Annotated in this window: 22 protein-coding genes; 14 read left to right on the top strand and 8 right to left on the bottom strand. The window is 69.6% G+C overall.

Going from position 1 to position 21,233, the window contains the following annotated elements; translation table 11 throughout:
- Nucleotides 1-35 precede the first annotated feature (35 nt).
- Genes Q8Q71_RS14095 through Q8Q71_RS14105 form a run of 3 tightly spaced genes read left to right on the top strand, consistent with a single transcriptional unit; the run spans nt 36 to nt 2,744 of the window.
- Nucleotides 36-1,226: a glycine C-acetyltransferase gene (locus Q8Q71_RS14095; RefSeq protein ID WP_305760233.1), complete on the top strand. Its 1,191-nt coding sequence runs from the start codon at nt 36-38 to the stop codon at nt 1,224-1,226.
- 11 nt (nt 1,227-1,237) lie between these two features.
- Nucleotides 1,238-2,278: an L-threonine 3-dehydrogenase gene (gene tdh / locus Q8Q71_RS14100; RefSeq protein ID WP_371315968.1), complete on the top strand. Its 1,041-nt coding sequence runs from the start codon at nt 1,238-1,240 to the stop codon at nt 2,276-2,278.
- A 10-nt stretch (nt 2,279-2,288) separates the two neighbouring features.
- A complete protein-coding gene (locus tag Q8Q71_RS14105; protein WP_305760235.1) occupies nt 2,289-2,744 on the top strand; it encodes an opioid growth factor receptor-related protein in 456 nt (151 codons plus the stop codon).
- Between the two features lie 3 nt (nt 2,745-2,747).
- Here the strand turns inward: Q8Q71_RS14105 and Q8Q71_RS14110 are convergent, their stop codons facing one another.
- From Q8Q71_RS14110 to Q8Q71_RS14120, 3 genes are all read right to left on the bottom strand, one after another.
- On the bottom strand, nt 2,748-3,143 hold the full coding sequence (locus Q8Q71_RS14110; protein ID WP_305760236.1) for a hypothetical protein: 396 nt from the start codon (nt 3,141-3,143) through the stop codon (nt 2,748-2,750).
- A 114-nt stretch (nt 3,144-3,257) separates the two neighbouring features.
- Nucleotides 3,258-4,265, bottom strand: coding sequence for a DNA topoisomerase IB (locus tag Q8Q71_RS14115; protein ID WP_305760237.1), 1,008 nt, complete (start codon nt 4,263-4,265; stop codon nt 3,258-3,260).
- Nucleotides 4,262-4,606, bottom strand: coding sequence for a hypothetical protein (locus Q8Q71_RS14120; protein ID WP_305760238.1), 345 nt, complete (start codon nt 4,604-4,606; stop codon nt 4,262-4,264). Before Q8Q71_RS14120 ends, Q8Q71_RS14115 begins: the two co-directional genes overlap by 4 nt.
- 94 nt (nt 4,607-4,700) lie before the next feature.
- On the opposite strand from Q8Q71_RS14120, the gene rlmJ reads away from it, so the two are divergent.
- Nucleotides 4,701-5,522, top strand: coding sequence for a 23S rRNA (adenine(2030)-N(6))-methyltransferase RlmJ (gene rlmJ, locus Q8Q71_RS14125; protein ID WP_305760239.1), 822 nt, complete (start codon nt 4,701-4,703; stop codon nt 5,520-5,522).
- Nucleotides 5,523-5,524: 2 nt separating this feature from the next.
- On the opposite strand, the gene Q8Q71_RS14130 is transcribed toward rlmJ, so the two are convergent.
- Complete coding sequence (locus Q8Q71_RS14130; protein WP_305760240.1) at nt 5,525-5,827, bottom strand: antibiotic biosynthesis monooxygenase; 303 nt, start codon at nt 5,825-5,827, stop codon at nt 5,525-5,527.
- A gap of 73 nt (nt 5,828-5,900) precedes the next feature.
- On the opposite strand from Q8Q71_RS14130, the gene Q8Q71_RS14135 reads away from it, so the two are divergent.
- Nucleotides 5,901-6,590 carry a type 1 glutamine amidotransferase gene (locus Q8Q71_RS14135; protein WP_305760241.1) on the top strand — a complete coding sequence of 230 codons (690 nt, stop codon included), beginning with the start codon at nt 5,901-5,903 and terminating at the stop codon, nt 6,588-6,590.
- Between the two features lie 12 nt (nt 6,591-6,602).
- The gene (locus Q8Q71_RS14140; RefSeq protein WP_305760242.1) at nt 6,603-7,007 is read left to right on the top strand and encodes a DUF3052 domain-containing protein; all 405 of its coding nucleotides are present in this window, start codon (nt 6,603-6,605) and stop codon (nt 7,005-7,007) included.
- Here the strand turns inward: Q8Q71_RS14140 and hemF are convergent.
- Nucleotides 7,004-7,882 carry an oxygen-dependent coproporphyrinogen oxidase gene (gene hemF / locus Q8Q71_RS14145; RefSeq protein ID WP_305760243.1) on the bottom strand — a complete coding sequence of 293 codons (879 nt, stop codon included), beginning with the start codon at nt 7,880-7,882 and terminating at the stop codon, nt 7,004-7,006. The two genes, Q8Q71_RS14140 and hemF, sit on opposite strands and share 4 nt — an antisense overlap.
- A gap of 641 nt (nt 7,883-8,523) precedes the next feature.
- On the opposite strand from hemF, the gene Q8Q71_RS14150 reads away from it, so the two are divergent.
- On the top strand, nt 8,524-9,792 hold the full coding sequence (locus tag Q8Q71_RS14150) for a dipeptidase (protein WP_305760244.1): 1,269 nt from the start codon (nt 8,524-8,526) through the stop codon (nt 9,790-9,792).
- A 122-nt stretch (nt 9,793-9,914) separates the two neighbouring features.
- Here Q8Q71_RS14150 and Q8Q71_RS14155 read toward each other — a convergent pair whose 3' ends face one another.
- The gene (locus Q8Q71_RS14155; protein WP_305760245.1) at nt 9,915-10,391 is read right to left on the bottom strand and encodes a tRNA (cytidine(34)-2'-O)-methyltransferase; all 477 of its coding nucleotides are present in this window, start codon (nt 10,389-10,391) and stop codon (nt 9,915-9,917) included.
- Nucleotides 10,392-10,586: 195 nt separating this feature from the next.
- On the opposite strand from Q8Q71_RS14155, the gene petA reads away from it, so the two are divergent.
- The 7 genes from petA (at nt 10,587) to Q8Q71_RS14190 (ending at nt 17,899) form a co-directional block, all read left to right on the top strand.
- Nucleotides 10,587-11,129, top strand: a complete 543-nt coding sequence (gene petA, locus Q8Q71_RS14160; protein WP_305760246.1) for a ubiquinol-cytochrome c reductase iron-sulfur subunit — start codon at nt 10,587-10,589, stop codon at nt 11,127-11,129.
- Nucleotides 11,130-11,140: 11 nt separating this feature from the next.
- On the top strand, nt 11,141-12,469 hold the full coding sequence (locus tag Q8Q71_RS14165) for a cytochrome b N-terminal domain-containing protein (RefSeq protein WP_305760247.1): 1,329 nt from the start codon (nt 11,141-11,143) through the stop codon (nt 12,467-12,469).
- 8 nt (nt 12,470-12,477) lie between these two features.
- Nucleotides 12,478-13,359, top strand: coding sequence for a cytochrome c1 (locus tag Q8Q71_RS14170; protein ID WP_371315967.1), 882 nt, complete (start codon nt 12,478-12,480; stop codon nt 13,357-13,359).
- Between the two features lie 120 nt (nt 13,360-13,479).
- The gene (locus tag Q8Q71_RS14175) at nt 13,480-14,058 is read left to right on the top strand and encodes a DUF1579 domain-containing protein (protein WP_305760248.1); all 579 of its coding nucleotides are present in this window, start codon (nt 13,480-13,482) and stop codon (nt 14,056-14,058) included.
- A gap of 89 nt (nt 14,059-14,147) precedes the next feature.
- Complete coding sequence (locus tag Q8Q71_RS14180) at nt 14,148-15,812, top strand: M28 family metallopeptidase (RefSeq protein WP_305760249.1); 1,665 nt, start codon at nt 14,148-14,150, stop codon at nt 15,810-15,812.
- A 78-nt stretch (nt 15,813-15,890) separates the two neighbouring features.
- Nucleotides 15,891-17,513, top strand: coding sequence for a M28 family peptidase (locus Q8Q71_RS14185; protein ID WP_305760250.1), 1,623 nt, complete (start codon nt 15,891-15,893; stop codon nt 17,511-17,513).
- On the top strand, nt 17,510-17,899 hold the full coding sequence (locus Q8Q71_RS14190; RefSeq protein WP_305760251.1) for a RidA family protein: 390 nt from the start codon (nt 17,510-17,512) through the stop codon (nt 17,897-17,899). Before Q8Q71_RS14185 ends, Q8Q71_RS14190 begins: the two co-directional genes overlap by 4 nt.
- 31 nt (nt 17,900-17,930) lie before the next feature.
- On the opposite strand, the gene Q8Q71_RS14195 is transcribed toward Q8Q71_RS14190, so the two are convergent.
- Complete coding sequence (locus Q8Q71_RS14195; protein ID WP_305760252.1) at nt 17,931-18,923, bottom strand: DUF6607 family protein; 993 nt, start codon at nt 18,921-18,923, stop codon at nt 17,931-17,933.
- Between the two features lie 13 nt (nt 18,924-18,936).
- Nucleotides 18,937-21,213, bottom strand: a complete 2,277-nt coding sequence (locus tag Q8Q71_RS14200) for a TonB-dependent hemoglobin/transferrin/lactoferrin family receptor (protein WP_305760253.1) — start codon at nt 21,211-21,213, stop codon at nt 18,937-18,939.
- Nucleotides 21,214-21,233: the final 20 nt, after the last annotated feature.

Here is a 21,233-nt window from a genome sequence, read left to right on the forward strand (position 1 = left end):
TCAAACCCGGACGGAAACGGCGTAGCGGAGCGCGCATGACAGCCAGTTTCCATGACCGCGTGCGCGCGGAACTCGCCGACATCGACGGCCAGGGCCTGACCAAGCCCGAGCGAATCATCGCTTCCCGACAGGGTCCGGTGATCCGGGTCGGCGGCCGGGATGTCCTCAATTTCTGCGCAAACAACTATCTCGGCCTCGCCGGCGACGAGCGGGTGACCCAGGCCGGCATCCGGGCGCAGGAGCAATGGGGCGCCGGCACGGCCTCGGTCCGCTTCATCTGCGGCACCCTGGAGATCCACAAGGAGCTGGAGCGCGCCGTCGCCGACTATCTCGGCTTCGAGGACACGATCCTGTTCGCGGCCGCCTTCGACGCCAACGGCGGCCTCTTCGAGCCGCTGTTCGGAGCCGAGGACGCCATCGTTTCCGACAGTCTGAACCACGCCTCGATCATCGACGGCGTGCGGCTGTGCAAGGCCAGGCGCTACCGCTTCGCCAACTCGGACATGGACGACCTCGAGACCCAGCTGAAACAGGCCCGGGCCGACGGCGCGCACGAGATCGTCATCGCCACTGACGGCGCCTTCTCGATGGACGGCTATATCGCGAAGCTGAAGGACATCCGGGCGCTGGCCGACAAATACAGCGCCCTGATCATGGTCGACGACTGCCACGCCACCGGCTTCCTCGGTCCCGAGGGCCGCGGCTCCTATGCTCACCACGGGGTCGAGATCGACTTTCTGACCGGCACCTTCGGCAAGGCGCTGGGCGGGGCCATGGGCGGCTTCATCTGCGCCACCGCCGAAGTCGTGGCCCTGCTCAAGCAGCGGGCGCGGCCCTATCTGTTCTCCAACGCCCTGGCGCCCGCCGTCTGCGGCTCCAGCATGGAGGCGATCCGCATCGCCGGCGGCGCCGAGGGCGACGCCCTGCGCAAACAGCTGTTCGCCAACGCGGTCCGCTATCGCGCTGCCATGAGCGAGGCCGGCTTCACCTTGCTGCCGGGCGAGCATCCTATCATCCCGGTCATGCTGAACGACGCGAAGCTGGCCCAGGATTTCGCCGCCCGGGCGCTGGAGCTCGGCGTCTATGTCATCGGCTTCAGCTTCCCGGTGGTGCCGCGCGGCCAGGCCCGCATCCGCACCCAGATGTCGGCGGCGCACACCTTCGAACAGATTGATCAAACGGTCGCGGCGTTCACGACGGCCGGCAGGGAATTGGGAGTTATCTGATGGCGGACACCATGAAGGCCCTGGCCAAGACGAAGCCCGGCGTCGGCCTCGAAATGATCGACGCCCCCATTCCCGTGGCGGGCGACGAGGATGTGCTGATCCGGGTGCACCGGACGGCGGTCTGCGGCACAGACATCCATATCTGGAACTGGGACGAGTGGTCCCAGAAGAACGTGCCCGTGCCGATGATCACCGGCCACGAATTCTCGGGCGAGATCGTCGCCATCGGCAAGGACGTCGATCGCCGCCTCAAGATCGGCCAGCGCGTCTCGGCCGAAGGTCACGTGATTGACCTGAACTCGGAAGCGGCCCGTGCCGGTCATTTCCATCTCGACCCCCATACCCGCGGCATCGGCGTCAACCGTCAGGGAGCTTTCGCCGAGTTCGTGGTCGCCCCCGCCTTCAACGTCATCGAGCTGCCCGACGACGTGCCCTATGAGATCGGCTCGATCCTGGATCCGTTCGGCAACGCCGTGCATACGGCGCAGCAGTTCGACCTCCTGGGCGAGGACGTGCTGGTCACGGGCGCCGGCCCGATCGGTATGATGGCCGCCGCCGTCGCCCGTCACGCCGGGGCCCGGACCGTGGTTCTGACCGACATCAACGATTTCCGCCTCGAGCTGGCGCGGAAGGTGGCGCCGGGCGTGCGCACCGTGAACACGACGAAGGAGGACCTGAAGGACGTCATGCACGAGCTGGGCCTCAAGGTCGGCTTCGACGTGGCGTTGGAGATGTCCGGCTCTCCGATCGCCTTCAGACAATGCGTCGACACCCTGATCATGGGCGGCGGCCTGGCGCTGCTGGGGATTCCGTCGAAGCCGATGGAGACCGACTGGGGCGCCATCATCCTCAAGGCCCTGACCATCAAGGGCGTCTACGGTCGCGAGATGTTCACCACCTGGCGCAAGATGCTGGGCCTGCTCAAGGCCGGTCTCGACCTGACCCCGCTGATCACCCACCAGATGGGCTACGAACGTTTCGAGGAGGGCTTCGAAGCCATGCGCTCGGGCCAGTCCGGCAAGGTGGTGCTCAACTGGGACAAGGCGGCCTAGGCCGGAGCCCATGTCAGCGCCCGGCGCTATCACGGCCTTTCTGGAGGGCGAGGGTCGGGACGGGCGCGGCCGCACGCTGTTCGAGGTCCTGGCCATGGACAATGACGCGCTGGAGCGGACCCATGACTACATCCAGTGGCTGTTCCCCCTACGTGAGCCGTCGCGCGCCGTGCCGGACGCGCCGGTTCTGATCGACGCCGAGGTCGAGGCGATCCGGGACTCGGGCATGGCCCGGATCGCCCTCGCCGCCGCGACGGACCGGATGGACGCCTTCTATCGCGCGACCCACGACTGGCTGATGCCAAACGACCACAACCATCTGCGCATCACGCGGATCATCCGGTCGCTGCGGCTGCTGGTCGGCGACGCCGAGGCGGACGCCTTCAAGGCCGCGATCCTGTCGCGGGTCGAGGCGACGCGGGCGCCGGTCAGCGCCCGCAGCCGCGGCTACTGGACGACTGCCTGAGGGTCAGGCGACCGCCGCCGCGTCCTTCTTCATCGTCGCCATGAAGACGATGACGACGAACAGCAGCATCGACAGCACCAGCATGATTTCCGAAGCGATCATCGCCGGCAGGAACAGCGGCCGCTGCAGCAGCATCAGGGCCAGGGACGGCATCAGGATGAGGAAGCCGAGCACCGAAAGGGCGAAATGGGCCATCGGCAGCCAGCCCCGGGCCGCCGCCGGGAAGGATCGATAGAACAGGCCGAATAGCATCATCGAGGCGAAGCCCAGCAGGTTGATGTGGGCGTGCACCGGCCGCAGGACGAAGTCCTGGTTGGCGCCCATCCAGACGCCCAGCGTCATCCCGACCAGGGCCGACAGCACGCCGAGACGCAGAAAATTGTTTGATACCGACATCATGTGTCCCTCCGACAAAGGGCGGTCGTAAACCGCCGTTCTCCCCGGGGATCAAGTTACATCCGATTCAGGTCAGGGGCGCAATCCGGGCGCGGGGGCCGATCCCGGGCCATGCCGTCAACCGGTCAGGGCCCTGGCCAGGGCGCGTTCGAAGTTCGCGGTTTCGGGTCCCGGGAGGGTTTCGGCGAGGCGGCCGCTCTCGTAGAGATCGAAGACCGCCGGATGGATGTAAGCCGCCCGGCACACGGTCGGCGTATTGCCCAGCAGTCCGGCGACGGCCTTGACGCAGACGGTGATGCGCCGCTTCGCTTCGGTGGGCGAGCCCGGCGGCTCCGTCTCCCGCAGGGCCCGCGCGGCCGACACCGTCCCGGCCCAGGTGCGGAAATCCTTGGCCGAGAAGCCGTCGCCCATGGCCGCGCGGATATAGGCGTTCACATCATCCGAGGTGATCGCGCACAGGGCGCCGTCGGCGTCCCGGTATTTGAACAGCTGCTGGCCCGGCAGCTCGCGCAAGGAGCGGACCACCGTCGCCAGCCGCCGGTCGCGCACCCTGACCTCGTGCTCGATCCCGCTCTTGCCCGTGAAGGCGAAGGTGAGGGCCGCGCCGTCCAGGTCCAGATGACGCTTGTTCAGGGTGGTCAGGCCATAGGAGCGGTTCTGTTTGGCGTACTGGGCGTTGCCGACCCGGATCAGGGTGATCTCCAGCAGCCGCACGGCGGTGGCCAGCACCTTGTCCCGGGATACGCCCCGCCGGTTCAGATCGGTCTCGACCCGCCGCCTCAGTTTCGGCAGGGCGGCGGCGAAGGCCGGCAGGCGGTCGAACTTGGCCTCGGAGGAATGGCGGCTCCAGTCGTCGTGGTAGCGGTACTGTTTGCGGCCCTTCGCGTCGCGCCCGGTGGCCTGGATGTGGCCGGAGGCGCGGGGGCAGATCCAGACATCGGTCCAGGCCGGGGGGATGGCCAGGGCGCGGAGGCGGGCGAGGGTGGGCTCGTCCCGGATCAGCGCCCCGCCGGCGTCATGGTAGCTGAAGCCCTTGCCAGAGACGGTCCGCCGGATGCCGGGACGGTCGTCGCCGCAGTACGTCAGGCCGCGCGGGATTTCGGGCGTGGCGTCGGCGGCGGTCACACCCCGACCTCGCGCAGGGTCCGGCGCAGAACGCCGATCCAGTCCCGACTTTCGTCGCCGCCCCACAGCATCCAGGCGATGTAGCCGGTCGAGGGCTTGTCGGGGTCGGCCCAGCGACGGGCCCGCCGGTCCACCGCATGGCGGGCGAAATAGCTGTATATCGACTTGATGTCCCGGTCGCTGAGGGGCGTCCGCGCCATCAGTTGTTCGGCGCGGCGCACGCCGACTTCGGTTCCGCCCCGGCCGTGTTCCCGCCGGAGCCGCAGGCCCGTGCGCGCGGCCTCGGCCACGGCCGGGGGCGGCGTGCGCTGTTCGTCGGACAGGACGGGGTGGTCGATCATTTCAACTCCGGAGCGCGTCGCCGAACGACGGGCGGGCGGGGACGGTTCCCGTCGGCCCTTGACCGCGACGGCGGGGCGGACGACGGAAGCCGCCATGAACTATCGCCACAGCTTCCACGCCGGCAATTTCGCGGACATCGTCAAGCACGCCCTGCTGCTCTGGTTGCTGGAGCGGCGGCAGGCGCACGGGCCGGTCAGCGTCATCGACACCCATGCGGGGGCCGGTCTCTACGACCTGACCGGCGACGCCGCGCGGTCGAAGGAGGCCGAGGCCGGGATCGCCCGGCTGATGGCCGCCGCCGACCGGCCGCCGCTGATCGAGGCGCTGGCGGCCGAGGTGGGACGGCTCAATCCCGACGGCGGCGTGATCTTCTATCCGGGGTCGCCCCTGCTGATCGCCGGACGGCTGGGCGAGGACGACCGCTATGTCGGATTCGAACTGCATCCGCCGGTGCTGGGCCTGCTGACCGAGGCGCTGGAGGCCTTTCCGCAGGCCATGGCCCAGGGCGGCGACGGCTACGACCAGGCGCGGACCTGGGCGGCCGAGGCGACCGGGGCCTTCGTCCTGATCGATCCGCCGTTCGAACAGCCGGACGACTACCACCGCGCCGCGGACACCGCCGCCGCCATCGTCCGCGCGGACCCGAGGGCGACGGTCGCCGTCTGGACGCCGCTGAAAGACCTGGAAACCTTCGACGGCTTCCTGCGCCGTCTGGACCAGGCGGGGGTCAAGCGGGCGCTGGTCGCCGAGGCGCGGCTGCGGCCCCTGACCGACCCGATGCGGATGAACGGCTGCGCGGTGGTGGTGCTGAACCCCCCGCCGGGCGCCGAGGCGGCGGCCAACGAGGTCTGCGGCTGGGTGGCGAAGACGCTGGGCGGGGACGGGGCCCGGGCCGAGGTCTGGTTCACCGGCTGACCTCAGTCGAAGACCTCGCCGGCCTCGTAGAGGTGGGGCTCGAAGGTGGCGATGGCCATGATCGGCTCCATCGCCGCATTGACGGCCGGGCTGCGCGCCATGGCCTTCCAGTCCTCGCTCGAGCGCCAGACCGCGTGCACCGCCGCCACCTTGCCGTTCAGGCCGCGATGCAGGGTGGCCGAGATGAAGCCTTCGGCCTCGCGCTGGGCGCGGACCATGACGGCCAGACGCTCCATCAGCGCATCCAGCCGTTCGGGCTCGCAGCGGTAGACGTTGATCAGGACGACGGGGTCGGAGGCGGTCATGGCGGCCCCATAGCGGATCGCCCTTTCCCCGTCTTGCGCCATCGCCCATATCGGTCGGGTCGAGGAGCCCTGAATGACCCGCATCGCCATCCTGGAGACCGGCGCGCCGCCGCCGGCGCTGGCCGCCGTGCACGGCGACTATCCGGCCATGTTCCGCGACCTGCTGGGCGGGGGGTTCGCGTTCGAGACCTTCGACGTGCAGGCGGGGGAATGGCCGGATCCGGAGTCGTTCGACGCGGCGATCCTGACCGGCTCGGCGGCGGGGGTCTATGAGACCGACGCCTGGATCGGCGAACTGCTGGACTGGATCCGGGCGGCGAAGGGCCGGACCAGGCTGGTGGGGATCTGCTTCGGACACCAGGCCATGGCCGAGGCGCTGGGCGGGCGGGTCGAGAAGTCGGAGCGCGGCTGGGGCGTCGGCCTGCACCGGTTCGACGTCGTCTCTGACGAGCCGTGGATGACGCCGGCCGCGGCGAAGATCGCCATTCCCGCCTCGCATCAGGACCAGGTGGTCGAGAAGCCGGTGGACGCCCGCGTCCTGCTGCGCAGCGACTTCACCCCGTTCGCGGGCCTGGCGTGGGGCGACGACGCGATCAGTTTCCAGGCCCACCCGGAGTTCACGCCGGCATTCGCGACCGCGCTCACGGCGGGGCGGCATGACCGGATCGATCCGGCGTTGGTGGATCGGGCGGTCGACAGCCTGAAAGGGCCGGATGACCGGGCGATGGTGGGCCGCTGGATCCGCGATTTCCTGTCCGCGTGAGGAACATCCGCCATGCCTGATCCCGTGGGCTATTGCGGCAAGCCGTTGATCCAGAAGCTGGGTTTGAAGGACTTTCAGGTGCTCAAGCCGATCGCGGCGCCCGAAGCCCATGCCGACTGGATCGAGCCGCTGCCGATCGGCGCGGTGGTCGATCCGGGCGCCGCCCAGGCCGATGTCGTCCACCTGTTCGTCCGCGACCGCGCCGATCTGGAGCGCGGCGCCGACGCGGCCCTGGCGGCGGTGAAGCCGGGGGGCATGCTGTGGGTGTCGTGGCCCAAGAAGACCTCGCCCCTGTTTCGCGACCTGACCGAGGACGGCCTGCGCGACGTCCTGCTCCCGACGGGCTGGGTCGATGTGAAGGTCTGCGCCGTCAGCGCCGACTGGTCCGGTCTGAAATTCCTGAAACGCAAGGCCTAGGGCCACTTCACCACGGGCGGCATCGAGCTGAGGATGGAGTCGACATTGCCGCCGGTCTTCAGGCCGAACATGGTGCCGCGGTCGTAGAGCAGGTTGAACTCGACGTAGCGGCCGCGGCGGACCAGTTGTTCCTCGCGCTCCTCCGCCGTCCACGGCTCGCCCATGCGGCCGCGCACGATCCGGGAATAGACGTCGAGGAAGGCCTCGCCGACGTCGCGGGTGAAGGCGAAGTCGCGGGCCCGGTCGCCGCTGTCGTGGTGGTCGTAGAAGATCCCGCCCGTGCCGCGCGGCTCGTTGCGGTGGGGCAGCCAGAAATACTCGTCGCACCACGCCTTGAATTTCGCGTGCCACGCCGGATCGTGGGCGTCGCAGGCGGCCTTCATGGCGGCATGGAAGGCGACGGTGTCGGGGGCGTCGGGGCGGCGGTCGACGTCGAGCACGGGCGTCAGGTCGGCGCCGCCGCCGAACCAGCTCTGCGTGGTGGCGATGAAGCGGGTGTTCATATGCACCGCCGGCACCCGCGGGCTGACCGGATGGGCGATCAGGCTGATGCCGGTGGCGAAGAAGCGGGGGTCCCCGGCGGCGCCGGGCACCGACTTCGCATAGTCGGCCGGGAAGGTCCCGTGCACGGTCGAGACGTGGACGCCGACCTTCTCGAACAGGCGACCGTGCATCATGCCCATGACGCCGCCGCCGCCCTCGGGGCGCTCCCAGGGGGTGCGCACGAACCGACCCGGCTCGCCGGGGAAGAGGTCGGCGGGGGCCTGGTCCTCGAGCGCCTCGAAGCCGGCGTGGATGCGGTCGCGCAGGGTCTCGAACCAGGCGCGGGCCTCGGCCTTCCGTTGATCCAGCGAGGGGGCGGCGATGGGGGTCATGGGGTTCCTCTAGGCCTTCCGCCGTCGGCGGTGAAGCATGGGTGATCGCCGCTTCGGGAGAAGCGGTGCGGGGAGGGCGCGGGGCGGCCGGGCCTCGCCCGGTGCTTGAATGTTTTTACCGTTTCGACGAAGCAGACCTGCCCCGCGCGGTCGTTTTCCACGCGCTCTCCGGCTGGCGGCCCTGACATTCGGGCCTTGCCGGATCATCCGCCGCAGACATTGCTGCCTGCGACGCGGGGCGGACACGACGCCATCAGGCGTCGGCGGTCCGCATCCAGCGGCGCGCGGCGAGCAGGCGGACGCCATCCCTCGACGTCCGCAAGGACCCCCGGACTCTCCATCGTCCGGGCTTCATCGCTCGACCACAGCCCGCCGTCATCGAGAACGTGGATCCGACGCCCTCCCCTTCGACGGGATGGGAAAAGGATAAGGCCGGGGGGAGGGGGTGTTATGAGAAAACCGCTTCAAAAGAGGAAGGGCTTGATCGGACGGGATATTTTTTCCTCAATGCGACTATGTTGAAAGGGGGCAGCGTCACGGCTTCCTTCTCCCCTCGAGGGAGAAGGACGGGAGGAGGGGCGACCTTGCCATCATCGCCGCGTCTGCCACTGTCCCGCCGTCGTCGTTTCCGGGAGCCCGCCATGATCCGCACCGTCCTTCTGAGCACCGTCGCCGCCGTCCTGACGGCGGGTCCCGTCCTGGCCCAGAGCCCGGACGCGGCGGGCGAGGCGCGGGCGCGGCGGATCCTGGAGCGGACGCCGCTGATCGACGGCCACAACGACCTGCCCTGGGCCCTGCGCCAGAACCACGGCAACGATCCGCATGCGGTCGACCTGACCGCCAACCTCGACGCCTCGACCGAACTGCACACCGACATTCCGCGGCTGCGCGTCGGCGGGGTCGGCGGCCAGTTCTGGTCGGTCTATGTGCCCGCCGCCATGGCCCCGCCCGACGCGGCGGTCGCGACCTTCGAACAGATCGACACGGTCAAGCGGATCGTCGCGGCGCACCCCGAGGTCTTCGAGATCGCGACCACCGCCGCCGACGTCGAGCGTAGCCATCGCCGGGGTCGGATCGCTAGCCTGATCGGCATGGAGGGCGGCTATTCGATCGACGATTCCCTGGGCCTGCTGCGCGAGTTCTTCGACTCCGGCGCCCGTTACATCACCCTGACCCACTCGAAGACGACCACCTGGGCCGACAGCGCCACCGACGCGCCGAAATGGGGCGGGCTGTCGCCGTTCGGCGAGGATGTGGTCCGCGAGATGAACCGGCTGGGGATGATGGTCGATCTGAGCCATGTCTCGGAGGAGACCATGCTGGACGCCATGCGGGTCTCGGACGCGCCGGTGATCTTCTCCCACTCGTCGGCGCGGGCCGTGACGGCCCATCCGCGCAATGTGCCGGACAGCGTGCTGCGCCAGATGCCGCAGGACGGCGGGGTGGTGATGGTCACCTTCGTGCCGGGCTTCGTCTCCGAGACGGTGCGGACCTGGAACAGCGCCCGCTCGGCCGAGGACGCGCGGCTGAAGTCGCTGAACCCCGGCGACCCGGCGGCGGTCACGGCCGGGCTGGCGGCCTGGACGGCGGCGCATCCGGAGCCCGTGGCCACCATCGCCGACGTCGTCGCCCACATCCAGCACGTCCGCGACACGGCCGGGATCGATCACGTCGGCCTGGGCGGGGATTTCGACGGGGTGGATTCCCTGCCGGTCGGGCTGGAAGGGGTGGACGCCTATCCGCGCCTGCTGGCCGCCCTGATGGCCAACGGCTGGACCGAGGCGGACATCCGCAAGCTGGCGGGCGAGAATGTGCTGCGGGTCATGCGGGCGGTGGAGGCCGTGGCGGAGAGCAAGCGCGGGGAGCGGCCGGGTCTGGCCCGGCTGCCGGAGGCGGGGGCGCCGGAGTAAATTCTGATCCTTTTCCCCCTGCGGGAGAAGTTGGCCGAGCGTAGCGAGGTCGGATGAGGGGTCATGCAGACGGTCGCGGCGCGCGGCCGATAACACCCTCTGCCGGCGCGACCCCTCATCCGTCAGGCTTCGCCTGCCACCTTCTCCCGCAAGGGGAGAAGGGACGTTTGGCGCTGAGCTTCGTAGACCGCGATCCCTGCACTCACTGACAGGTTCAGCGAGCGCGCCCCGGGCTGGATGGGAATCACCACCCGCGCGTCGGCGGCCTCATGCACGAAGTCCGGGGCGCCCGAGGGTTCGCTGCCGAACAGCAGGACGTCGTCGGGCCGGAAGACGAATTCGCCGAGCGGCGTCGCGCCCTTCGTCGTGAACAGCACCAGCCGTCCGGAACCGCGATCGCGCTGGAAATCGTCCCAGCCGGCGTGCCGCGTCATATGGCCCAGGGGGCTGTAGTCCAGCGCGGCGCGCTTCATCGCCCGGTCGTCGAAACGGAAGCCGGCGGGCTCGATAATGTGCAGTTCCACGCCGAAACAGGCGCTCAATCGGATGCAGGCGCCGACGTTCTGGGGAATGGCCGGTTGAAAAAGGGCGAGACGCATTCTAAGGCCCTCATACGCGCGGCCCGGAGGCTTGTCGCGGCTCGAATTGCGACTGTTTCTCAAGTGGACAGCGCGACTTGCGGCGATGGGCCGCAAAGCCGGGCCGGGCGAGTCTCGCGGGAAGGCGCTAAAGCATCCATGCCGCAAGCCACCGGGTCCCGACGGGTCCGGAATGCGGCGTACGAGGAGTAGGACGTGGCCGAATCGGTCGTGACTGAGAACGGTGAGGGCGGCGACGCCACCCGTCGGGACTTCATCCACATCGCGGCCGGGGCGGCCGCCGTGGGGGCGGCGGGCATGATGGCCTGGCCGTTGATCAATTCGATGAACCCGGCCGCCGACACCCTGGCGCTGGCGTCGATCGAGTTCGACATGAGCAAGGTCCAGGAAGGCCAGCAGATCGTCATCAAATGGCAGGGCAAGCCGGTGTTCGTGCGCTATCGCACCCCGCGCGAAATCCAGGAGGCCGTGGCGACGCCGCTGTCGGCGCTGAAGGATCCGCAGTCCGACGGCGACCGCATCAAGGCGGGCCATCAGCAGTATCTGGTCGTGCTGGGCAACTGCACCCACCTGGGCTGCATCCCGACCTTCGGCTCGGGCGACTTCGGCGGCTGGTTCTGCCCCTGCCACGGCTCGCACTACGACACCTCCGGGCGCATCCGTAAGGGTCCGGCGCCCAAGAACCTCGTCGTGCCGGAGTACGCCTACCTCTCCGACACCCGCATCAAGATCGGCTGAGGGCGAGACCGATGAGCGATCACGAATCCACCTACCTCCCCAAGACCGGCGTCGAGAAATGGCTCGACACCCGGCTGCCGATCGTCCGTTTCGGCGCCGACTACATGTCGCTGCCGACCCCGAAGAACCTCAACTACTGGTGGACCTTCGGCGGCATCCTGGCCCTTTGCCTGGTGGTGCAGATCGCCACCGGCGTGATCCTGGCCATGCACTATGTGCCGAACACCGAGATGGCCTTCGCCTCGGTCGAGCGCATCATGCGCGACGTCAACGGCGGCGACGTCATCCGCTACACCCACGCCAACGGGGCCTCGATGTTCTTCGTCGCGGTCTATCTGCACATGCTGCGCGGGCTGTACTACGGCTCGTACAAGGCGCCGCGCGAGATGATCTGGATCGTCGGCTGCCTGATCTTCTTCCTGATGATCGCCACCGCCTTCCTCGGCTACGTCCTGCCGTGGGGCCAGATGTCCTACTGGGGCGCCGAGGTGATCACCAATCTGATCGGGGCCATCCCGGTCGTCGGCGAGCCGATCCTGATCTGGCTGCGCGGCGGCCCGGCGATCGACAACGCCACCCTGAACCGCTTCTTCTCGCTGCACTATCTGCTGCCGTTCGTGATCGCCGGCTGCGTGGTGCTGCACCTGTGGGCCCTGCACACCGCCGGCCAGAACAACCCGGTCGGCATCCTGATCCCCAAGGACCGCGAGAAGAAGGACACGGTGCCGTTCCATCCGTATTTCACGGTCAAGGACGGCTTCGCCATCATCCTGTTCCTGATCCTGTTCGCGGTGTTCGTCTTCTTCATGCCGAACGCCCTGGGCCACGCCGACAACTACATTCCGGCCAATCCGCTGGCGACGCCGGCGCACATCGTGCCCGAGTGGTACATGCTGCCCTTCTACGCCATCCTGCGGGCCGTTCCGGACAAGTTCGGCGGCGTGCTGGCCATGTTCGGCGCGATCGGCGTGCTGTTCATCCTGCCGTGGCTGGACACGTCCAAGGTGCGCTCGATGCGCTACCGCCCGACCATGCGGGCCTTCTTCCTCATCTTCGTCCTGGTCGGCCTGATCCTCGGCTGGTGCGGGGCGCAGCTGCCGGATGCGCCGGTGATCGGGACCTTCAAGACCTTCGTCCTGATCGACGGCGACCTGAACAGCTATCTATGGCTGACCCGGCTCGCCACGGCCTATTATTTCGCCTTCTTCCTGATCATCCTGCCCCTGGTGGGCCTGCGCGAGACGCCGCAGCCGATCCCGGCGACGATCTCCGAGCCGGTCCTGTCGGGCGGCGACGCCATGACGGCGGCGGCTCCGGCCTCGGCCGAGAAGAAGGGCTGAGCGGGACCATGACCCTCCAGACGAATATCCGCGCCATGAAGAAGACCCTGGTCCTTATCGCCGCCGCCGCCGGCCTGACATTCGCGGCCCAGCCGGCGATGGCCGAGGGCGGCGCCCATGCCCTGCGTGACGGCGGCTTCAGCTTCGAGGGTCCCTTCGGGAGCTTCGACCGGAACCAGCTGCAGCGTGGCTACAAGGTCTATCGCGAGGTCTGCGCCTCGTGCCACAGCATGGAGCTGATGTATTTCCGCACGCTCGCCGAGCCCGGCGGACCGTTCTACTCTGCGGACCGTCACTTCGCGCCGAGCCCGGCTGAGAACCCCTACGTCAAGGCCCTGGCCAAGGAAGCCCAGATCGCCGACATCGACACCGAGACCGGCGAGCCGGTGATGCGCGAGGGCACGCCCGCCGACCGCTTCCCCAGCCCCTATCCGAACGCCACGGCCGCCATGGCGGCCAATGGCGGGGCGGCCCCGCCGGACCTGTCGGTGATGGCCAAGGCGCGTCACGGCGGCGCCAACTACATCTATTCCCTGCTGACCGGCTACGAGGCGGTCCCGACCGGGCTGCAGATCCGGCCGGGCCAGTATTACAACGCCTATATGGCCGGCGACCTGACGCCGTTCATGCCCGAAGGCGCCCATGTGCCGCCGGGCGGCTTCATCGCCATGCCGGCCCCGCTGGCCGACGGCCAGGTGACCTATGACGACGGCACCGTCGCCTCGGCCGACCAGATGGCCAAGGACGTCGCCGCCTATATCGCCTGGGCTTCCGATCCGAAGCAGGTCCAGCGCAAGCAGACCGGGGTTGGCGTGCTGATCTTCCTGCTCATCTTCGCCGGCGTGACCTATGTCAGCTATCGCCGCATCTGGAAGGGCGTGGCCCACTAGGGCCGCCTCGAAAACCTGAACGTCAGACCCGCCGGCGCCGCAGCGTCGGCGGGTTTTTCATGCGCGCTTGCAGCGGCTGTAAAAGTACTTTACATTGCAAAGCAACAGGGAGGATCACCGATGAAGTCGCTTGTCCGACTGACGTTCGCCGCCGTCCTGCTGGCCGTCCCCGCGACGGTCCAGGCCCAGGCGCCCGCGTCGCCCAACGGCTCGGAGGCCCAGCGCGCGGCCATCGACCGGCTGGACATGCTCGACGGCGAATGGCGGGGGGAGGCGACCATCCATGGGCCCGCCGGAACCATGACCCTGACCCAGACCGAACGGGTCGGCTCGATGTTGGGCGGTTCGATCAAGGTCATCGAGGGCCGGGGCTACGCCGCCGACGGCTCGACCCAGTTCAACGCCATGGCCGTCGTCTCATGGGACGCGCGGGCGAACAGGTACGGCTTCCGCTCCTGGGCCCAGGGCTATTCGGGCGACTATCCGTTCGAGGTGACCGACGACGGCTTCCGCTGGGAGACGCCGGCCGGCCCGAACGCGAAGATCGAATATGTGGCGATCGTCCGCGACGGGACCTGGCATGAGATCGGCACCTGGGTGGCCGACGGCCAGCCGCCGCGGCAGATGATCGAGATGCGGCTGACCCGGATCGGCGACACCGACTGGCCGGCGGGCCAGGCGGTCGATCCGGCGCCCTGAAGCCGGGCGCTGATCGCGCCGCGCATCGACAGCCTCAAGGCGGCGCCCTAACGTCCCGGCCTCGTTTCCGGCTGAGGGTGTTTCCGTCCATGCGTCTGTTCCCGACCGCCGCCGTGCTCGCCGCCGGCACCCTGATTTCGGCCTGCGCCAGCACCGGCGGGGAGGCCGGCTCCGGCCCCGCCGCGACCTTCGACACGGCCCGGCTGTCCGAACATGTGCGGGTGCTGGCCGACGACAGCTTCCAAGGGCGCGGCATCGCCACCCCGGCCGAGGACATGACCGTCCGCTATCTGAGCGAACAGTATGCGGCGGCGGGCTTCCAGCCCGGCGGCGCCAACGGGTCGTGGACCCAGGACGTGGCCCTGAACCGCTTCACCGCCTCCAATGTGCGGGCCCGGTTCGAGGTCGGCGGCGAGGCCATCCCCCTGGCCCAGGGCCAGCAGATCACCATCTCGACCCGCCTGCCGGGCAGCGAGGTCGCGCTGGCGGACAAGCCGCTGGTCTTCGTCGGCTACGGCATCAAGGCGCCGGAGCGGAACTGGGACGACTTCAAGGACGTCGACGTGCGCGGCAAGGTCATCGTCGTGCTGGTCAACGACGCCGACTTCGAGGAGCCGGCGCTGGACACCTTCAACGGCCGGGCCATGACCTATTATGGCCGCTGGACCTACAAATACGAGGAGGCGGCGCGCCAGGGGGCGGCCGGCGTGATCATCGTGCATGAGACGGCCCCGGCCTCCTACGGCTGGGCCACGGTCCAGAACAGCTGGTCGGGACCGCAGTTCGACATCGTCCGCGCCAACGCCGCCGCCGAACGCGTGCCGATGGAGGCCTGGGTCCAGCGCGACGTGGCGGTCGACCTGTTCCGCCGCGCAGGCCTGGATTTCGAAACCCTGAAGGCCAGCGCCCGCAGCCGCGAGTTCCGCCCGGTCGAGCTGACCGGCGCGACCTTCAGCGGAGCGTTCGACGTCGCCACCAGCCAGGTCACCACCCGCAACGTCCTCGCCCGCCTGCCGGGCACGACCCATCCGGACGAGACCATCCTGTACACCGCCCACTGGGACCACATCGGCGTCGGCGAGCCTGACGCCAACGGCGACGCCATCTTCAACGGCGCCGTCGACAACGCCACCGGCACCGCCGGCCTGCTGGAGCTGGCGCGCCTATGGGCCGCCGGGCCGCGCCCCGAGCGGTCGATCGTCATGATCAGCTTCACGGCGGAGGAGAGCGGCCTGCTGGGCTCGGAATTCTACGCCGCCAACCCGGTCTACCCGCTGGCCACGACCGTGGCGGGCTTCAACATCGACGCCATGAACGTCTACGGCCGGGTGGCCGACGTCGACATCATCGGCTCGGGCCAGTCCAACCTGGACGCCCGCGTCACCGCCGAGGCGACGCGCCAGGGCCGCGTGGCGAAGCCGGACGGCAATCCGGCCTCGGGCAGCTATTTCCGCTCGGACCATTTCCCGCTCGCCAAGCGCGGCGTGCCGATGGCCTATGTCGACGGCGGCGGCGCCTTCCGCGACGAGCCGGTGGCCGCCCGCGAGGCCGCCCGGTCCGAATACGGCGCGCGCCGCTATCACCAGGCCGACGACGAATGGTCGCCGGACTGGGACCTGCGGGGCCAGGTCGAGGATCTGGAACTGATCTACGCCATCGGCCGCGATCTGGCCGACAGCCGCGACTGGCCGGAATGGATGCCGGGGTCGGAGTTCGGACCGGCGCGGGCGGCGAGCGCGAACCAGCGGCGCTAGTTCCATGACCAAAACTTAACGGGCGGTCCCGCGGGGCCGTCCTAGAGTACGGCCCTCAATCCGGGGATGGAGTTCTCGATGTTTCGCAAGGTGATGGGGGGCGTCGCCGCCGCTGCGCTGCTGTTCGCCACCGGCGCCGCCGCGCAGGACTTTTCCGCCGCGCGGATCAGCGAGAACATCCGAACCATCAGCGCCGACGAATACCAGGGCCGCTATCCCGGGACCGAGGGCGAGCGGATGGTGCTGGCCTGGCTGCAGGCGCAATACGAGGCCATGGGACTGGAGCCCGGCGGGCCGGATGGGCAATGGCTGCAGCCGGTCGAGCTGAAACGCTACACGCCGGTACCGGGCGCGACCGCCGGCTGGACCGGACCGGACGGCGCGGTTCATCCCCTGACGGTCGGAACCGACATCACGGTGCGGGCGGCGACCAATGACGGCCGCGCCTCGATCCGCGAGGCGGGCGTCGTCTTCGTCGGTCATGGCATCCACGCCCCGGAGCGGAACTGGGACGACTACGGCGACCTCGACGTGCGCGGCAAGGTCGTGATCGTCGTGGCCGGCGAACCCGACGGCGAACGCTTCAACGGCGATTACGCCACCGCCTATGAATCCAGCGCCTACAAGGCCGACGAGGCCTTCCGGCGCGGCGCGGCGGGCGTTCTCACCCTCGTGCCGGGCGGCGCGGCCTCGTCCGTGTGGGCCGGGGCGGCGCGCGGCGCGACGCGAACCCGCACCCTGACGCCGGGCGCGGCGGACCTGGAGTTCTCGGGCGCGATCAACCACGACCTGGCCGCGGCCTGGGCGGCGGCGGCCGGCCTCGATATCGGCCGGCTGCCGGACATCGCCGGCGGAACGTTCAGGGCGGTCGAACTGCCGGGCGTCCGCCTGTCGGTGGAGGCGGCGGAGACCATCGACACCCTGGTCACCCACAACCTGCTGGCCCGCATTCCCGGGACCGGGCATCCGGACGAGACGATCATCTATTCGGCCCACTGGGACCACGTCGGCGGCGAGGCCCAGCACCCGAACGCCCCGGGCGACGACAGGATCTGGAACGGGGCCTGGGACAACGCCTCGGGCACCATCGGCGTACTGGAAATGGCGCGCCAGATCAGCGCCGCGCCGCGGCCGAAACGCTCCATCGTCTTCGCCCATATGGCGGCCGAGGAGATGGGGCTGATGGGCGCCTACGGCTATGCCGCCGATCCGGTCTGGCCGCTGGAGACCACGGTCGCCGACATCAACATCGACATGCTGCCCCTGTCCGGTCCGACGCGAGACGTGGCCATCTTCGGCAAGGGGCAGAACGACCTTGAGGACCGTCTGGAGGTTCTGGCGGCGGCCGAAGGGCGCGTGGTCACCGACGACCGCGAGCCGGAGCAGGGCTACTACTACCGCTCGGATCACTTCCCGTTCGCCCGCGCGGGCGTGCCGGCCCTGATGCCCTGGCACGGCGTGGATCTGGACGAGGGCGGGGTCGCCGTGGGCCAGCCGGCCTATACGGCCTTTTTCGAGGCCCTTTATCACCAGCCGGCCGACGAATGGTCGGCGGACTGGGACCTGACCTCGGCGGTCGAGAACCTGACCCTGCTGTATCGCCTCGGTCTGGACCTCGCGAACAGCGACGACTGGCCCGGCTGGAAGCCGACGTCCGAGTTCGCCGCGGTGCGCGCGCGTTCGGACGCCGCACGCCAGTGAGCGCCGTCATCCGCCCCCTGACCGGCGACGGCTCGCCGCCGGCGGAGGGCGAATACGCCCAGGCCGCCGAGGTCAGCGGGGCGACCCGCTGGCTCTATCTGTCCGGCCAGATTCCGGTGGCGCCGGACGGCTCGCTGGCGCCGGACTTCACCGGCCAGTGCGAACAGGTCTGGGACAATGTCGAGACCCAGCTGAAGGCCGCCGGCATGACGCTGGACAACCTGGTCAAGGTCACGACCTTCCTGTCGGACCGCCGGCATGCGCTGGAGAACCGCGAGGTCCGCATCCGCCGTCTGGGCGGGCGTCAGACGGCCCTGACCGTGATCGTCACGGGCATCTTCGACGAGGCCTGGCTGGTCGAGATCGAGGCGGTCGCGGCGGCCTGAGGCGTCCTTCTCCTGCGGGGAAGAAGAACGACTATTCCGCCGGCGCCGCCGTGGCGTGGGCGATCAGGGCGCGGGCCAGATCGGCGGCGGCCCCGGTGGTCAGTCGGCCCTCCTGCACGTCGACGGCCCAGTCCATCAGCGGCTTGCCGGTGACGGCGCCGCGGTTGGCTTCCTCCTCGAGATACAGTCCGCCCGAGGCCGCGACGGCCTGGTCCCAGGCGGCGCGCACGGCGGCCCAGTAGTCCTTCGTCGCGGCCCAGTAGGCGTCGCCGGGGGCGGGGTCGTAGTTGTCGACCTTGCGGTAGGTGTTGATCACATCCTCCTGGACGATGGCGGTCGGCACGCCGTCGTCGTCTTGCGCGGGCCCCATCTTCATATTGTCCTGGATATGGACCCAGCCGGCCGGCGTCAGGGCGTGGCGGTTGGAGCCGAGATAGCGATCGTAGGGGGTGTCGCGGATGGCGTCGCGGCGGGCGAGGGGGCGCCAGGTCGGGCCGCTGGTCCATTGCGTCATGCCGTGATCGTCGCTCCAGCGGCCGACGCCGCCGTAGCGGGGGCTGTCGTCGGTCTGCCAGACGGTCTGGGACCAGGCGCCCCGCCGCTCGCCTTCGGGCACGGCCGTCAGGGTCCAGCGGTTGGGGCCGGCGTAGGTCAGGACGGTTTCGGGCTCATAGACCCAGTCCTGGCGCCAGTGTTTGATGACGTGGAAATTGCCCTCGTCGTCGCCCATGACGAGGATGTGCTGCAGGCTGATCCGGGTTCCGTCGTCGTGGACGACGCGAACGATCTCGTCCCCGGCGGACAGCTTCTCCTCCAGCGGTTCGTAGTCCGGGCGGAAGCTGACGGTCTCGCGCATGTCGAAGCGGACCCGCCACTGGCCGGCCTGGGCGAGGATGGCCTGGCGGTCGCGTTCGAACCGGGAGGCGGGGGCCTGGGCGGGGGCCGGCTCGGGCGGGGTCTGGGCGAGGGCGGGAGCGGCGGCCAGCAGGGCGGCGGCGATGAGGAAGACGCGGGTCATGGTCATGGTCTCCTGAGGATCAGTAGCGCAGGGCCAGCGACAGGCCGAGGTTGCGGCCCGGCTGGGTCCAGGCGTCCAGGACGGCGGAGGTCGCGGCGACGCCGCGCACGTCGCTCCACCAGCTGTAGGTCTCGTCGAGGACGTTGAAGACGCCGGCGCGGGCGGTGACGAGGTGGCTGACATTCCAGTACGCGGTCAGGTCCAGCAGGGCGAAGTCGTCGCCGACGGCGCAGTTTCCGGCGCAGGCCAGATTGTCCGTATCGGCCTGGTCCTTCGCCTGCGACCAGGTGACGACGGCCTGGGTACCGAACCGGCCGGCGGGGTCGTCGTAGCCGAGGCCGAGGACGACCTTGACCGGGTCGATGGTCTCCAGCGAGCGGACGCCGGCGACCGGGTCGCTGATCTCGCCGTCGGCGTATGCGGCGGCGAAGCGGGCGCTGACGCCGTTGTCCCACCAGATGTTGGCCCTGGCCTCGACGCCGGAGATCTCGACGTCAGAGAAGTTGACGAACTGGTAGACGGCCGGGTCCGCGGGGGTGAAGGAACCCGAGGTCACCCGCTGGCTGATGAAGTCCTCATACTCCGAGCGGAAGCCGACCAGCTGGGCCGAAAGCCGGCCGCCCGCGGCGCGGACGTCGCGCAGGCGGGCGCCGATCTCGAGGCTGCGGCTGGTCTCGGGCTTGAGGTCGGGGTTGGGCAGGGAGGTGTAGCCGAAGGCCAGGTTGGAGAAATAGTTGTTCACCTGGCTCGGCGTCGGCGCCTTGAAGCCTTCACCCCAGCTGCCGAACAGGCCGAAGGTCGGGGTGGCCTGCCAGACCACCCCCAGCCTGGGCGAGACGTGGTCGTCCGACTGGTCGGCGCGGGCGCCGGGATAGAGCGGGTCGTCGGCGGTCGACAGGTCGTAGCTGTCCCAGCGGACGGCGGGGATGATCTTCAGCGCGCCGTCCAGCAGGCCGATCTCGTCCTGGATGAACAGGCCGGCGAGGATAAAGTCGGTCTTCGGGAAGGCGCTGGTCGGGAAGGTTTCGCCCATGGGCGGGACCGTGCCGTCGCGCACGCCCTGCTGGGTCGTTTCGGACCAGTCGCCGCCGAAGGTGAGGCGATGGACGCCGAAGCCGCGGGTGAAGTCTGCGGCGACGCCGCGGACCGCGTTGTCGAAGGTGTTGTCGCGGATGCGGTCGGTCCCGACCCGGTCCTCGAAGGTGAACTGGCGGGTGGTCGCGTCCTGTCGGTAGAACGACACCTGACCCCGCTCGAGGCCCAGCACGTCCTTCAGCCGCCAGTCGAGGCTGAAGCGCTCGCGCTCCGTCGTGTCGGCGGCGATCAGGTTCAGGACGGCGGTGGCCGAGGCGGGCGGGGCGGCGACGCTGCGGGTGGTGCGGCCGCTGAGGACGACGGCGTCCATGTCGCTCCGGACGCTGTCGTACGTCAGACGCAGGCTGTGACCCGGGGCGACGTCCCACACCAGCTTGCCCAGCCAGGCGTCGGACGCGATCTCCTGCGGATTGGGCAGGGTGCGGCTGGAGTAGACGTAGGACGGCGTGGGGACGCCGCCGACCAGCACGGTCTGGGTCTCCTCGCCGGTGCGGTCGCCCTGGTTCTCCGTCTCCCGGCTGTCGCGGCCGGTCCAGGCCAGAAGGCCCGAGACGGCGCCGCTGCGGCCGGCGATGACGGCGGATCTGGTCAGGCCCTCGTCGGCGGAGTTGTAGCCGACGCGGGCGCGGGCCCCGAAATTCTCACCGGGGCGCAGCAGGTCGGCCGGGTCGCGGGTGGTGAAGCTGACGGCGCCGGCGACGCCGTCGGAGCCGTAGAGGGCCGAGGCCGGGCCACGCAGGATTTCGACCGACTTCATCAGGTCCAGGTCGGCGTAGCCGCCGCGCCCGACGCTCTGGGCGCCGAAGACGAAGCCGTCGGGCGAGCGCACCCCGTCGACGATCACAAGCACCCGGTCGCCGCCGATCCCGCGGATGGTGAACCCCTCGGCGCCCGCCCGCCCGGCCGTACCGAGGGCGGCCCCGAACCGGGCCGGCTGGGTGACGACGCTGACGCCCGGCTCGAAGCGGATCAGGTCCTTGATGTCGGTCGCCAGCATGGTTTCGATGTCGTCGGCGGTGAAGACGGTGACCGTAGCCGGCGTCTCGTCGGCGCGCGTCTCCGTGCGGGTGGCCAGGACGGTGACGGCGGCCAGTTCCTGCGGCTCTGCCGAAGCCGCCAACGCGTCGGGGTCTTCCGCCCGGGCCGGCCCGGCGGCGGCGGTCAGGGCGGCGAGCCCGGCGGAGAGGAGAAGCGTGCGCATCGAAACGGCCCCGGTCGCGA

It is taken from the genome of Brevundimonas sp. (assembly GCF_030704825.1).
Taxonomy (GTDB): domain Bacteria; phylum Pseudomonadota; class Alphaproteobacteria; order Caulobacterales; family Caulobacteraceae; genus Brevundimonas.

Coding starts and splice junctions, on each gene's coding strand:
- Q8Q71_RS14095 (WP_305760233.1), top strand. CDS start 36: ATGACAGCCAGTTTCCATGACCGCGTGCGCGCGGAACTCGCCGACATC.
- tdh (WP_371315968.1), top strand. CDS start 1,238: ATGAAGGCCCTGGCCAAGACGAAGCCCGGCGTCGGCCTCGAAATGATC.
- Q8Q71_RS14105 (WP_305760235.1), top strand. CDS start 2,289: ATGTCAGCGCCCGGCGCTATCACGGCCTTTCTGGAGGGCGAGGGTCGG.
- Q8Q71_RS14110 (WP_305760236.1), bottom strand. CDS start 3,143: ATGATGTCGGTATCAAACAATTTTCTGCGTCTCGGCGTGCTGTCGGCC.
- Q8Q71_RS14120 (WP_305760238.1), bottom strand. CDS start 4,606: ATGATCGACCACCCCGTCCTGTCCGACGAACAGCGCACGCCGCCCCCG.
- rlmJ (WP_305760239.1), top strand. CDS start 4,701: ATGAACTATCGCCACAGCTTCCACGCCGGCAATTTCGCGGACATCGTC.
- Q8Q71_RS14130 (WP_305760240.1), bottom strand. CDS start 5,827: ATGACCGCCTCCGACCCCGTCGTCCTGATCAACGTCTACCGCTGCGAG.
- Q8Q71_RS14135 (WP_305760241.1), top strand. CDS start 5,901: ATGACCCGCATCGCCATCCTGGAGACCGGCGCGCCGCCGCCGGCGCTG.
- Q8Q71_RS14140 (WP_305760242.1), top strand. CDS start 6,603: ATGCCTGATCCCGTGGGCTATTGCGGCAAGCCGTTGATCCAGAAGCTG.
- hemF (WP_305760243.1), bottom strand. CDS start 7,882: ATGACCCCCATCGCCGCCCCCTCGCTGGATCAACGGAAGGCCGAGGCC.
- Q8Q71_RS14150 (WP_305760244.1), top strand. CDS start 8,524: ATGATCCGCACCGTCCTTCTGAGCACCGTCGCCGCCGTCCTGACGGCG.
- Q8Q71_RS14155 (WP_305760245.1), bottom strand. CDS start 10,391: ATGCGTCTCGCCCTTTTTCAACCGGCCATTCCCCAGAACGTCGGCGCC.
- Q8Q71_RS14165 (WP_305760247.1), top strand. CDS start 11,141: ATGAGCGATCACGAATCCACCTACCTCCCCAAGACCGGCGTCGAGAAA.
- Q8Q71_RS14170 (WP_371315967.1), top strand. CDS start 12,478: ATGACCCTCCAGACGAATATCCGCGCCATGAAGAAGACCCTGGTCCTT.
- Q8Q71_RS14175 (WP_305760248.1), top strand. CDS start 13,480: ATGAAGTCGCTTGTCCGACTGACGTTCGCCGCCGTCCTGCTGGCCGTC.
- Q8Q71_RS14180 (WP_305760249.1), top strand. CDS start 14,148: ATGCGTCTGTTCCCGACCGCCGCCGTGCTCGCCGCCGGCACCCTGATT.
- Q8Q71_RS14185 (WP_305760250.1), top strand. CDS start 15,891: ATGTTTCGCAAGGTGATGGGGGGCGTCGCCGCCGCTGCGCTGCTGTTC.
- Q8Q71_RS14195 (WP_305760252.1), bottom strand. CDS start 18,923: ATGACCATGACCCGCGTCTTCCTCATCGCCGCCGCCCTGCTGGCCGCC.
- Q8Q71_RS14200 (WP_305760253.1), bottom strand. CDS start 21,213: ATGCGCACGCTTCTCCTCTCCGCCGGGCTCGCCGCCCTGACCGCCGCC.